Source organism: Streptomyces aurantiacus (genome assembly GCF_001418335.1).
GTDB classification, from domain to species: Bacteria; Actinomycetota; Actinomycetes; order Streptomycetales; family Streptomycetaceae; genus Streptomyces; species Streptomyces aurantiacus.
The window spans coordinates 1-12611 of the sequence record NZ_LIPP01000315.1; the positions used below are offsets into that span (position 1 = coordinate 1).

Annotated in this window: 9 protein-coding genes; 6 read left to right on the forward strand and 3 right to left on the reverse strand. The window is 71.5% G+C overall.

Annotation, left to right across the window (positions count from 1 at the left end):
* Both AOK01_RS32755 and AOK01_RS32760 read left to right on the forward strand, forming a co-directional pair.
* Window positions 1-1292 (forward strand): SUKH-4 family immunity protein (locus AOK01_RS32755; protein WP_213862185.1); only part of this gene is annotated, 1292 nt, incomplete at its 5' end.
* A gap of 206 nt (window positions 1293-1498) precedes the next feature.
* Entirely contained in the window at window positions 1499-2386 is an 888-nt protein-coding gene (locus AOK01_RS32760) for a hypothetical protein (RefSeq protein ID WP_055518119.1), read from the forward strand.
* 57 nt (window positions 2387-2443) lie between these two features.
* Here the strand turns inward: AOK01_RS32760 and AOK01_RS32765 are convergent, their stop codons facing one another.
* On the reverse strand, window positions 2444-3952 hold the full coding sequence (locus AOK01_RS32765) for an MFS transporter (RefSeq protein ID WP_055518127.1): 1509 nt from the start codon (window positions 3950-3952) through the stop codon (window positions 2444-2446).
* Window positions 3953-4459: 507 nt separating this feature from the next.
* On the opposite strand from AOK01_RS32765, the gene AOK01_RS32770 reads away from it, so the two are divergent.
* Window positions 4460-5248 carry an ABC transporter ATP-binding protein gene (locus AOK01_RS32770; RefSeq protein WP_055518120.1) on the forward strand — a complete coding sequence of 263 codons (789 nt, stop codon included), beginning with the start codon at window positions 4460-4462 and terminating at the stop codon, window positions 5246-5248.
* The gene (locus tag AOK01_RS32775) at window positions 5245-7818 is read left to right on the forward strand and encodes an ABC transporter permease (protein WP_055518121.1); all 2574 of its coding nucleotides are present in this window, start codon (window positions 5245-5247) and stop codon (window positions 7816-7818) included. The genes AOK01_RS32770 and AOK01_RS32775 overlap by 4 nt, the downstream gene beginning before the upstream one ends.
* 311 nt (window positions 7819-8129) lie before the next feature.
* Here AOK01_RS32775 and AOK01_RS32780 read toward each other — a convergent pair whose 3' ends face one another.
* Window positions 8130-8861 carry a maleate cis-trans isomerase family protein gene (locus AOK01_RS32780; RefSeq protein ID WP_055518123.1) on the reverse strand — a complete coding sequence of 244 codons (732 nt, stop codon included), beginning with the start codon at window positions 8859-8861 and terminating at the stop codon, window positions 8130-8132.
* Window positions 8858-9664, reverse strand: a complete 807-nt coding sequence (locus AOK01_RS32785; protein WP_055518124.1) for a maleate cis-trans isomerase family protein — start codon at window positions 9662-9664, stop codon at window positions 8858-8860. The genes AOK01_RS32780 and AOK01_RS32785 overlap by 4 nt, the downstream gene beginning before the upstream one ends.
* A gap of 275 nt (window positions 9665-9939) precedes the next feature.
* On the opposite strand from AOK01_RS32785, the gene AOK01_RS32790 reads away from it, so the two are divergent.
* Window positions 9940-10956 carry a D-2-hydroxyacid dehydrogenase gene (locus AOK01_RS32790; protein WP_079103951.1) on the forward strand — a complete coding sequence of 339 codons (1017 nt, stop codon included), beginning with the start codon at window positions 9940-9942 and terminating at the stop codon, window positions 10954-10956.
* Window positions 10957-10974: 18 nt separating this feature from the next.
* Window positions 10975-12390: an amidase gene (locus tag AOK01_RS32795; RefSeq protein WP_055518125.1), complete on the forward strand. Its 1416-nt coding sequence runs from the start codon at window positions 10975-10977 to the stop codon at window positions 12388-12390.
* The last annotated feature ends 221 nt before the right edge of the window (window positions 12391-12611 follow it).

Genomic DNA, 12611 nt, shown 5'->3' on the forward strand with positions numbered 1-12611 from the left:
CATGGTGCACCCCACCGGGCGCGCCCGGTGCCGCGGGTGGTACGCCGCCCGGTGGGGTGCACCATGCGGAGACCATGCTGGCCGGTCCGCCGGTCGGCGGTCCGGGGGCGACCCCTCCGCCGCCGCCCGCCCCGGGCGCACCCGGTATGCCTCCCGGGGCCCCCGGTATGCCGCCGCCGGCACCGCATGTGCCCGGCCGGCAGCCCTTCCCGGGTCAGCAGCAGCCCTTCCCCGGTCAGCCGATGCCGGGTCAGCCGATGCCGGGTCAGCCCATGCCCGGCCAGCAGCCTCCGGCCTACGGGTACCCGCAGCAGGCCCCGCCCACGGTCGGTCCGGGCTATCAGGCGGTGCTGCGCTACCGCGCCCAGGACGGCAGCGAGCAGCAGGTGATCCGGCGGTCCGCGCCGGGCACCCCGCACCCGGAGTGGCAGATCCTGCATGAGCTGCGGGCGATGAACGTGCCGCCGCAGCAGGTCCTTGAGCTGCACACGGAGCTTGAGTCCTGTGAGCTGCCGGGCGCGTACTGCGCGCGGATGATCCGGGAGACCTGGCCGCAGGCGCGGATCACGAGCATCGCCTCGTACGGCACCGACCACGCGAGCCGTCAGCAGGGCATGGCCCAACTGCTCGCGCACCAGGGTGAGTTGCACCAGGTCGCGGACGGTCCTGCGCGGCCGGGACCGGTCCGGGCGCCGTTGCCGCCGGTGCAGTCCGCGCCGCCGGTCCCGCCGGAGGCGATCGCGCAGGAGCTGGCGGGGGCGTTCGGTCCCGGCGTGTTCCGGTTCGACCAGGCGGCGGTGTCCCGGCAGGGCGTGCCGCCGATCGTGGCGCACACGCTGGTGGTGGCCGGGCTGCCGGTCGACATGAATCCGTTCTTCTGGGCGCAGGCCCAGCCGGGCCGTCCGGTGCCGACGCTCGCCGAACTGGCGCAGGAGCGGGGCGTGCAGCCGGGCGCGGACGCGGGTTCGTACCTCGTCATGGGCAGTGACTTCGGCAAGGCGGTCTGTGTCCAGTACGGGACCGCGAACATCGTGGCCGTGCCCGTGGAGGCGGGGCCCGGCGGTGCTCCCGTACCGCCGCAGTTCGTGAACACGGGGCTGCCCGAGTTCGCGCGCAGCCTCGCGCTGCTCGGCCGTATGTGGCGGCTGCGCTTCGGGCTCAACCAGGAGCAGGCGGGGCGCTGGACCGTCGACTTCCAGGCGCAGTTGGCCGCGATCGATCCGGCGGCCCTCGGGTCGCCGGAGAGCTGGTGGTCGGTACTGCTGGAGCAGATGTGGGACGGCCTGCTCTGACCTGATCCTCCTGATCCTCCACCTGATCCAGTTCAGTCCCTGATCCGCCAGGAACCGGGCCCCGCCGATGGAATGCGCGGAGTGTCGCGTTATGAACACTTCCGCCTGATCCACCAGGATGTGCGGCACATCATGGTGTACGTCGTGCGCCATGGTCGTACGTCGTGGCCGTACGCGTGGTCGTACGTCGGAGAGGGGATTCGAGGATGGGCAGCGCGTCGGTGTCGTCTCAGGGCTTCGAGGCCGTACGGGGGCGTGGTTACCGTCCCGAACAGGTCGACGCCCATGTTGCGGCGCTCTCGGCGGGGCGTGACGCCGCGTGGGAGCGGGCCGCCCGGCTGACCGTGCTGGCCAGGGAGATGGAGGCCGAGGCGGTGCGGCTGGGCGAGGTCGTGACGGGGCTGACCCCTCAGACGTACGAGATGCTCGGCGACCGGGCCCGGCGGCTCTTCGAGCTGGGTGAGGAGGAGGCCGCGACGGTGCGCGAGGGCGCGCGGCAAGCGGCGCGCCAGGTCGTGGAGGAGGCGCGGGCGGCTGCCGAGCGGGTGCGCGAGGCCGCGCGGGCGGACGCCGACGAGGTGCGCGGCGAGGCCGACGAGTGGGCCCGGCAGCTGCTGCTCGCCGCGCAGGCGGAGGCCGATGAGATGCGGGTCTCCGCGCGGCGCGAGGTGAAGGAGGGGCGTAGTGCGGCGCTGGCCGCGCTGCGCGAGACGCGGTGGCGCGGCGAGCTGCTCGTCGCCGAGCAGGAGAAGGAGCACGCCGAGCGCTGGGAGAGGGCCGGGCGCGAGGCGGCCGAGCGGGAGACCGCGTTCGACGCGCGCCACGAGGAACTCGTCGCGCGCGCCGAGGAGAGCGTGGCCGAGGCGGGGCGGGACCTGGCCGAGGCCCAGGAGTCGACCCGCCACCTGCTGGAGGACGCGGACGCCCGCGCCACCGAACTCCTCGCCGAGGCCCGGGTCGTGGAGGAGCGCCTCGCCCGCGAGACGGAACGGGTCCTGCGTGAGCACAGCGAGCAGTGGGACGCCGTACAGGCCCACATGGACCATGTGCGCAGCAGCCTCGCGGCGCTGACGGGGCGGGCGGCGGCGGAGTAACGCATCGCGGCCGGCAGTTCTGTTCAGTACTCGCTACTCGCTACTCGGTACAGCTTCTCAGTCGCCGGGGTTCTTCAGTACGGGGAAGCGGCGGGGGGCCACGAACAGCAGGACCAGGAAGGCGACGGCGGCGGCGCAGGCCGCGCCGAAGTAGACGGTGTGGACCGCGTCCGCGACCGCCCGGCGTACGTGTTCCGCGGGCGCGCCCGATTCCAGGGACGTGGTCACCGAGTCCAGGTCGGCGGCGCCGCCCAGCCGGGAGGCCAGTACGCCGTTCGCGACCGCGCCGAACACGGCGGCCCCGATCGTCTGGCCGGTCTGGCGGCAGAAGAGGACGGAGGCGGTGGCCGTGCCGCGTTCCGCCCAGTCGACGCTCGACTGGACGCCGATGATCAGGGGGAGTTGGAAGAGTCCCAGCGCGCCGCCGAGGAGGAGCATCAGGACGGTGGGCTGCCAGGCCTCGCCGGGGTAGGGCAGGAAGGGGAAGGCGAGCAGGATCAGGGTGGCCGTGCCGATGCCGAGCATCGCGGTGTTGCGGAAGCCGATGCGCCGGTAGACGTGCTGGCTGAGGGCCGCCGACACCGGCCAGCTCAACGTCCATACGGAGAGTACGAATCCGGCGGCGATCGGGGCCAGACCGAGCACCGCCTGCGCGTACGTGGGCAGGAAGACCGTCGGGGCGACCATGAGCAGGCCCAGGGCGCCGAGCGCCAGGTTCACGGCGGCGATGGTGCGGCGGCGCCAGACCCAGCCGGGGATGATCGGTTCGGCCGCCCGTCGTTCGACGCGTACGAGGACGGCTATGAGCCCGAGTCCCGTGCAGAACAGGGCGATCGAGGGCGGCGACAGCCAGGGCCAGGCCACCCCGCCCTGCACCAGGGCCATGAGGAGTACGCCGCCGCAGGCGAAGACGGTGAGCGCGCCCGCCCAGTCGATGCGGGGCGGGCGCGTCGGGGCGGCCCGTTCGGGCTCGTGGAGGTGGCGGATCAGGAGCCAGAGGGCGACCGCGCCGAGCGGCAGGTTGACGAGGAAGATCCAGCGCCAGTCGGCGTACGTGGCGATCACCCCGCCGAGCGCCGGGCCCGCGACCGCCGAAGTGGCCCACACCGTGGACAGCTTGGCCTGGATCTTGGGGCGTTGCTCCAGCGGGTAGAGGTCGGCGGCGAGTGTCTGGACCGTGCCCTGGAGGGCGCCGCCGCCGAGGCCCTGGACGATACGGAACGCGATGAGTGCGGCCATGTTCCAGGCGAGCGCGCAGAGCAGGGAACCGAGGAGGAAGAGGACCGAGCCGGCGATCAGCACCGGTTTGCGGCCGAAGGTGTCGGAGAGCTTGCCGTAGACGGGCAGGGTGACGGTCACGGCGAGCAGATAGCCGGAGAAGAGCCACGAGAAGACGGAGAAGCCGCCGAGGTCGCCGACGATCTGCGGGACGGCGGTCGACACGATCGTGGAGTCGAGCGCGGCCAGCCCCATGCAGAGCATGAGGGAGGCGACGACGGCCCGGCGTCCGGGAGGGGCCGGGGGGCGGTCCGCCGTCGCCTTCCGTATGCCGGGTGTACCGGGTATGCCGGGTGTCCCGCTGTCCACCGGATGCCTCCCTGAGCTCCGGGAACCTGAGCCGTTGTCCCGTGTCTGCCTGTGTCTGCCTGCCGTTGGACACTCTCCCACTTGGGTCTCGTGGCACGGGAGGGCGCACTCCAGCACGCTCAGGGGTGGAGGCGATCCCTGAGTGGGGCTCCACCGGTGGGTGGAGAACCCCTAGGGGGACCTCCGTACTACGGCTCGGGGAGGGTTCGTACCGACGGAGGACGAGACGGTACGCGGGTCGTCCTTAACCTGGCTTTATGCCGCTGAGGGCGGTGACCCGCACCTTCGGGGGTGGGGTTTTCCCCAGCAAGAGACTGCGCTGGGCACCAGCGCGGTAACCGCCCTCCACCGAGAGACTTGTCGCTGTAACCGCACGGCACGGCCGCACGACTCAGCACGACGCGAACGACCGCGACCGAGACCGTAAGCACAACCGCAATCGCAGATCGTTGCTGTCCTGACAGTGACCGACTTAGGAGACATACCGTGACATCGGCTGTAACAATTCCCAGGCACGGGGGCACTGGAGAGCGTACGGCCGTTGCCGCGCGAGCGCGGCAGGTCGTCAAGGCGTACGGGTCCGGCGAGACCCGCGTCGTCGCCCTGGACCAGGTCGACGTGGACATCGCGCGGGGGCGGTTCACCGCGATCATGGGCCCCTCGGGGTCCGGCAAGTCCACGCTGATGCACTGCCTCGCCGGCCTCGACACCGTCTCCTCCGGGCAGATCTACCTGGACGAGACCGAGATCACCGGGCTCAAGGACAAGAAGCTCACGCAGCTGCGCAGGGACCGGATCGGCTTCATATTCCAGGCCTACAACCTGCTGCCGACGCTGAACGCCCTGGAGAACATCACGCTGCCGATGGACATCGCGGGCCGCAAGCCGGACAAGGGCTGGCTGAGCCAGGTCGTCGAGACCGTCGGGCTCGCCTCCCGGCTGAAGCACCGGCCGAACCAGCTCTCCGGCGGCCAGCAGCAGCGTGTCGCCGTGGCCCGCGCACTGGCCGCGCGGCCCGAGATCATCTTCGGTGACGAGCCGACCGGAAACCTCGACTCCCGCGCCGGCGCCGAGGTACTGGGCTTCCTGCGCCGCTCGGTCGACGAACTCGGCCAGACCATGGTGATGGTGACGCACGACCCGGTCGCCGCCTCCTACGCGGACCGCGTGCTGTACCTGGCCGACGGGCGGATCGTCGACGAGATGTTCAAGCCGACCGCCGACGCCGTCCTCGACCGCATGAAGGACTTCGACGCCCGGGGACGTACGTCATGACTGTCTTCAAGACCTCACGGCGCAACTTCTTCGCGCACAAGGGACGTATGGCCCTGTCGGCCGTGGCGGTCATGCTGTCGGTGGCCTTCGTGTGCGGCACGCTCGTGTTCACCGACACGATGAACACGACCTTCGACAAGCTCTTCGCGACGACCTCGTCCGACGTCACGGTCTCCCCGAAGGCGGCCTCGACCGACGACACCCCGCAGAGCGGCAGGCCGGAGTCGCTGCCCGCCTCCCTCATCGACCGGACCGAGAAGGCCGACGGCGTCAAGTCGGCCGAGGGCGCGGTCAGTTCGATGAACGTGACCGTCGTCAACAGCGACAACAAGAACGTGGGGGCGAGCAACGGAGCCCCGACGATCGCGGGCAACTGGACGAAGAACGACCTGCGTTCGATGGAGATCACCGCCGGGCACGCCCCGCGCGGGCCCACCGAGGCGATGGTCGACGCCGACACCGCGGACAAGCACCACCTCAAGATGGGTGACGAGCTGCGCACCATCGCCGTCACCGGTGACTTCAAGGCGAAGATCGTCGGCATCGCCACCTTCAAGGTGACCAACCCCGGTGCCGCCATCGTCTACTACGACACCGCCACCGCACAGCGCGAACTGCTCGGCTCCACCGGCCGGTTCACGCAGATCAACGTCACGGCCGCCGCCGGTGTCACCCACACGCAGCTCAAGGCGAACGTCTCCACGGTGCTCACGGGCTCCGACGAGGCGCTCAAGGTGCAGACGCAGAAGGAGCTCTCGGACGAGAACCAGGAGGGCATCGGCGAGTTCATGAACGTCATCAAGTACGCCATGCTCGGCTTCGCCGGGATCGCCTTCCTCGTCGGCATCTTCCTCATCATCAACACCTTCTCGATGCTGGTCGCCCAGCGCACCCGTGAGATCGGCCTGATGCGGGCCATCGGTTCGTCCCGCAAGCAGGTCAACCGGTCCGTGCTGGTCGAGGCACTGTTCCTCGGGATCGTCGGATCGGTCCTGGGGGTCGCCGCGGGCGTCGGCATCGCGATCGGCCTGATGAAGCTCATGTCGGCCGCGGGCATGCACCTCTCCACGGCCGACCTGACCGTCAAGACCGTCACCCCCGTGATCGGCCTGGTCCTCGGTGTCGTCGTCACCGTCCTCGCCGCCTACCTGCCGGCCCGCCGCGCGGGCAAGGTCTCCCCGATGGCCGCACTGCGCGACGCCGGTACGCCGGCCGACGGCAAGGCCGGCTGGATACGCGGACTGATCGGCCTGGTCCTCACGGGCTCCGGAGTCGCCGCCCTCTTCACGGCGGCGGGCGCGGACAAGGCGAGCGACGGCGCGCTGATGCTGGGCGCCGGTGTGGTGCTCTCCCTGATCGGGTTCGTCATCATCGGCCCGCTGCTCGCGGGCGGCGTGGTCCGGGCTCTCAGTGTGGTCCTGCTGCGCGCCTTCGGCCCCGTCGGACGCCTCGCCGAACGGAACGCCCTGCGCAACCCACGGCGTACGGGGGCCACCGGAGCGGCCCTGATGATCGGCCTCGCGCTGGTCGCCTGCCTCTCCGTGGTCGGCTCCTCGATGGTGGCCTCCGCGACGGAGGAGCTCGACAAGTCGGTCGGCACGGACTTCATCATCGAGGGCAACCAGCGGATCGTGCCGCAGGCCCAGAAGGCCATCGAGGACACACCGGGCATGGCGCACGTCACCAGCTACAAGATGGTCGAGGCGAAGCTGACCTCGCCCGACGGCAAGACCGAGGACGGCGACGTGACGGCCGCCGACCCGACGTACGCGAGTGACCTGCGCCGCGAGACGATCGCCGGTGACCTGTCGGCGGCGTACGGCAAGAACGCGATGTCGGTCGGCTCCCTGTACGCCAAGAAGCACGGCGTGCAGGTCGGCGACACCGTGACCGTCGCCTTCAAGGGCGGACAGAGCGCGAAGCTGAAGGTCGCGGCGATCACGGACGACGACACGGCCCTCGACAAGGGCTCGCGCTACCTGAACGTCACCACGCTGGAGCAGTACGTCCCGGCCGACAAGATGCCGCCGAACGACATGATGTTCGCCACCGCCAAGGACGGCCAGGAGAAGACGGCGTACACGGCCCTGAAGAAGTCCCTGGACCCGTACCCGCAGTACCAGGTACGTGACCAGACCGACTACAAGCAGCAGCTCAAGGACCAGATCGGCCAGCTCCTGAACATGGTCTACGGCTTGCTGGCCCTCGCGATCATCGTGGCGGTCCTGGGCGTCGTGAACACCCTGGCCCTCTCGGTCGTCGAGCGGACCCGCGAGATCGGCCTGATGCGCGCCATCGGCCTCTCCCGCCGCCAGATGCGTCGCATGATCCGCCTGGAGTCGGTCGTCATCGCCCTCTTCGGAGCGCTCCTCGGCCTCGGCCTGGGCATGGGCTGGGGCGCCACCGCGCACCGGCTCCTCGCCCTGGAGGGCCTGAAGGTCCTCGACATCCCCTGGCCGACGATCATCGGAGTCTTCATCGGCTCGGCCTTCGTGGGACTGTTCGCGGCGCTGGTGCCGGCGTTCAGGGCGGGGCGGATGAATGTGCTGAACGCGATCGCGACGGATTAGCTGCCGCCGGCTGAGCCGGTTGAGTGTCCACCGCGGACGGGGGTCGTGGTGGGCCAGGGAGCCCGGTGTCGGCGAGTCTTCGGACTCGGCGGCGCCGGGCTGTCTGTCGTCCGCGGGTCGGGTGTGGCTGGTCGCGCAGTTCCCCGCGCCCCTGGAGAGCGGGGCTGCGCCCCGACTCTCCAGGCCGTCCGCCGTTGTCTTTCAGCCCGTCCGGCGTTTGAGGACGAGCGCGTTCAGCGCGATGCGGGGGTCTGGGGGCGGCAGCCCCCAGGGACGGGAATGGGTAGGGGCGGCGGGGGCGAGAAAACGCCCTACACCTGCACAAGCGGACGCTTGATGAACAGCGCCCCCAGCGCCGGCGCGTTCACCCGACGGTCGGCGAGCCGCAAGGCTTCCCAGACCGTCACCTGGTTCGCGGTGAGCACCGGCTTGCCCAGTTCCTGTTCGAGGTCCGGGATGAAGGACGCCGTGTGCAGCGCGGTGTCCGGCAGCAGCAGCGCCTCCGCCTCGGGATGGTCCGCCGCCCTGGCCAGCGCCAGCACCTCCGCCTCACCCCACGTCCCGACCTCGGCGGCGGTGATGATCCCGGAACCACGCACGGAGACGACCTCGATGCCCGCGTCCGTCAGGAACGACGAGAAGAGCGCGGCTACGTCACCCGGATACGTGGCGCCGATCGCGACCCGCTTCACCCCCAGCTCCCGTACGGCGTGGGCGAACGCGAAGGACGTGGAGGACGCGGGCAGCCCCGCCGTCCGCGCCAGGGCGCGGACCTGGTCGTGGGCGCCCTGCCAGCCGTACACGAAGCTGCCGCTGGTGCAGGCCCAGACCACCGCGTCGGCACCGGACAGGCGCAGTTCCTCGACGCCTGCCCCGAGCCTGGCGTCCGAGCCCATCTCCAGCAGGGCGTCCACGCGGTGGGCGTCCTCGCCGATGTCCGTGTGGACGACCTGGAGGCGGACGTCGCTGCCGAGGAGCTGCTCGATGCGCGGGTAGTCGTCCTCGGCCGAATGACCGGGGTAGAGGAATCCGAGAGCCGTCATGCCCAACCTTCCTGTTCTTCCGGTAGTGCGGGTGCTTCCGGTGGTACGGGCGGTACGGGCCGCTGCCGCGCCGACTCGTCGGTCAGCGCCTGGTAGGGCCCTACCGCCCGGGTACCCAGGTGACGCAGGGCGGCCCACATCGTCACCTGGTTGGCCGAGATCACCGGAATGCGCAGTTCGGCCTCCAGCTGCGGGATGACGTCGTACGTCGGAAGGTTGGTGCAGCTGATGAAGAGCGCGTCGGCGGCCCCGCGCACCGCGTCGCGGGCCATGTCGACGACGGCGCGGTACGGGACCTTCCAGATGTGCCTGGTCAGGCCCATGTAGGCGCGGCCTGTGACCGTGATGCCCGCCTCGGCGAGGTACTCCTCAAGGGACTGGGTCACGGAGACGGTGTACGGCGTGACGAGCGCGATCCGGCGCACGTCCAGTTCCGCCAGTGCTTCCAGGAGGGCGCCGGACGTGGTCACGGAGGGGATGGCGCCGGCCCGCGTCATGGCCTCGCACATCGCGCGCTCGCCCGGGATGCCGCCGACGAAGCTGCCGGACGTGCAGGCGTACGCGACGATCTCCGGCGCGACGGCGTTCAGTGCGCGCACCGCGTCGCCGAGCGTCTCGTGCTCGCTGACCAGGCGTGCCAGGTCGAGGCTGACCTCGACGGGCACGAACGGGGTACGGGTGAGGTGCAGCGACACCTCGTCGGGCACCCATCGCCACAGTTCGCGGTCGAGGGCGAAGTCGAAGGGTGCGACGACGCCGACACCCCTTTGAGGGTGCGGTCCACCAAGGAAGGAGACGTCCATGAGCAGCCCCAAACTCGGGTCGAGCGAGTGGTGGAGACCGGCCGGGGGGCCGGGGGACACAAGGCAGAGCCGGCGCTTGCCGGGACGTCGGGACAGGAACGGAGACAAAGGCGGGCGGGACCTCCGGAATCCCCGGAAAAAGAGCCCGTGTTGACGAAGGTAGGTTGGGGTGCGAGCGTGGTCAATCCGCCCATCTCAGACGGCCTGTCCGATGTCCCGCAGCAGTGCCCCGGATCCAGGAAAGCGGACCCTCGTTGCGAAACGGTTTCCCCCCGATGACCACTCCCTCCTCGGCTTCCCCCACCTCGGATTCCTCCTCCTCGAATGCCTCCTCCTCGGACGCGGCCGGGAAGCCGGTGTTGCTGGTGCTGGACACCGAGCCGTCCCCCCGGCTCGGCCGGCTCACCGGACGGGTGCGCGTCGCGTACGCGGACGACTCGACCCTTGCCGCGCTGCTGCCCTCGGCCGACGCGCTGCTGGTCTGGGACTTCGCCTCGCACGCGGTGCGCCGGGCCTGGCCGGGCACGGGGCCGCGACCTCGCTGGGTGCACACGGCGAGCGCGGGCGTGGACCATCTGATGTGCCCCGAACTCGCCGAGTCGGACACCCTGGTGACGAACGCGCGCGGTGTCTTCGACCAGCCCATCGCGGAGTACGTGGCCGCGCTCGTCCTCGCCATGGCCAAGGACCTGCCGCGCACGTGGGAGCTCCAGCAGGCACGCGAGTGGCGGCACCGCGAATCGGGGCGGATCGCGGGCACGCGCGCGTGCGTGGTCGGCTCCGGACCGATCGGCCGGGCGATCGAGCGCACTCTGGGGGCGCTCGGAATCACGACCGCGCTCGTGGGGCGTACCGCGCGCGACGGCGTGCGCGGACCCGAGGAGCTGGACCGGCTGATCGCGCGGTCCGACTGGGTGGTGTCAGCGGCGCCGCTCACCGAGGAGACGTACGGAATGTTCGACGCCCGGCGGCTGGGCCTCATGCAGCCGTCGGCGCGCTTCGTGAACGTCGGCCGTGGGCAGCTCGTCGTGGAGGACGCGCTCGCCCGCGCCCTTTCGGAGCGTTGGATCGCGGGGGCGGCGCTCGATGTCTTCGAGCACGAGCCGCTGGGCCCCGACAGCCCGTTGTGGGAGGTCCCCGGCCTGATCGTGTCACCGCACATGAGCGGCGACACGGTGGGCTGGCGGGACGAACTGGGTAGGCAGTTCGTGGAGTTGTACGAGCTCTGGGAGGCGGGTGAACCCCTGCCGAACGTCGTCGACAAGCGGCGCGGATACGTACCTGGCCACTGATACACGTTGGAGGGGCGGATGACCGAGCTCACCGAACTGACCGCTGTACGACTCGTCGAGGGGTACCGCAAGGGCGAATTCAGCCCCGTGGACGCGGTGCGGGCCGCGCTGCGCAGGGCCGAGGAGATCCAGCCGGCGGTGAACGCGTTCGTCCGTCTCGACGAGGAGGCCGCGCTCGCGCAGGCCCGGGAGTCCGCCGAGCGGTGGCGGCGGGGTGAACCGGCCGGCCTGGTGGACGGCGTGCCGGTCTCGGTGAAGGACATCCTGCTGATGCGCGGCGGCCCGACCCTGCGGGGGTCGCGGACCGTGCCGGCGACGGGCCCCTGGGACGAGGACGCGCCGTCCGTGGCCCGGCTGCGCGAGCACGGGGCGGTCTTCCTGGGCCGTACGACCACCCCGGAGTTCGGCTGGAAGGGCGTCACCGACTCCCCGCTGTCGGGGATCACCCGCAACCCGTACGACCCGTCGCGCACCGCGGGCGGGTCGAGCGGCGGGAGCGCGGCGGCGGTGGCGCTGGGCGCGGGTCCGCTGTCCCTGGGCACGGACGGCGGCGGCAGTGTCCGCATCCCCGCCGCCTTCTGCGGGATCTTCGCGCTGAAGCCGACGTACGGGAGGGTGCCGCTGTATCCGGCGAGCGCGTTCGGGACACTCGCGCACGTCGGGCCGATGACGCGGGACGCCGCGGACGCGGCGCTGATGATGGACGTCATCACCGGCCCCGACACCCGCGACTGGTCGGGGCTCGGCCCGGCGGACGGCTCGTACGTGGACGCCCTGGGCGGTGACAGCGGCGGCGGCGTGCGGGGGCTGCGGGTGGCCTACTCGCCCTCCCTCGGCGGGCAGGTCGCGGTACGGCCCTCGGTCGCCGCGGCGGTGCGGCGCGCGGTGGAGGGGCTCGCGTCCCTCGGCGCGTACGTCGAGGAGGCCGACCCCGACTTCACCGATCCCGTCGAGGCGTTCCAGGTGCTGTGGTTCAGCGGGGCGGCGCGGGTGACGCAGCGGCTCGGCCCGGACCAGCGGGAACTGCTCGACCCGGGGCTGCGGGAGATCTGCGACCTGGGCGGGCGGTACAGCGCGCTGGACTACCTCGCCGCGGTCGACGTACGCATGGAGCTCGGGCGGCGGATGGGCCGCTTCCACGACACGTACGACGTGCTGGTGACGCCGACGATGCCGATCACGGCGTTCGAGGCGGGGGCGGAGGTGCCCCGGGGCTCGGGGCACCGCAGGTGGACGGGGTGGACGCCGTTCACGTACCCCTTCAACATGACCCAGCAGCCGGCTGCGACGGTGCCTGTCGGGGTGGACGCGGAAGGGCTGCCGGTGGGGCTGCAGATCGTCGGCGCGCGCCACGCGGATGGGGTGGTCCTGCGGACCGCCCATGCGTTGTACGCGGCGGGGGTCGGCGGGATTGCGCCGCCGGCGCGGCTCTAGCAAACCTGGGGCGCCGTCGGAATCTGCGGGTCCGGTGGGGGCTGATCGCGCAGTTCCCCGCGCCCCTGACGGGCACGCCTCCGGCGGCCCGGGCGGTCGCCGCAGGCGCCGTTGTGGGACGGCCGGCCCCCGCAGGGCCTGACGGCGCCGCGCCCCGCACTCCTGACGGTCGCCGCAGGCACCGTTGAGGGACGGCCGGGCCCCGCAGGGCCTGACGGCGC

What these genes read in the sequence shown, in the direction of transcription:
- AOK01_RS32760 (WP_055518119.1), top strand. Translation starts at nt 1,499, where the DNA reads ATGGGCAGCGCGTCGGTGTCGTCTCAGGGCTTCGAGGCCGTACGGGGG.
- AOK01_RS32775 (WP_055518121.1), top strand. Translation starts at nt 5,245, where the DNA reads ATGACTGTCTTCAAGACCTCACGGCGCAACTTCTTCGCGCACAAGGGA.
- AOK01_RS32780 (WP_055518123.1), bottom strand. Translation starts at nt 8,861, where the DNA reads ATGACGGCTCTCGGATTCCTCTACCCCGGTCATTCGGCCGAGGACGAC.
- AOK01_RS32785 (WP_055518124.1), bottom strand. Translation starts at nt 9,664, where the DNA reads ATGGACGTCTCCTTCCTTGGTGGACCGCACCCTCAAAGGGGTGTCGGC.
- AOK01_RS32790 (WP_079103951.1), top strand. Translation starts at nt 9,940, where the DNA reads ATGACCACTCCCTCCTCGGCTTCCCCCACCTCGGATTCCTCCTCCTCG.
- AOK01_RS32795 (WP_055518125.1), top strand. Translation starts at nt 10,975, where the DNA reads ATGACCGAGCTCACCGAACTGACCGCTGTACGACTCGTCGAGGGGTAC.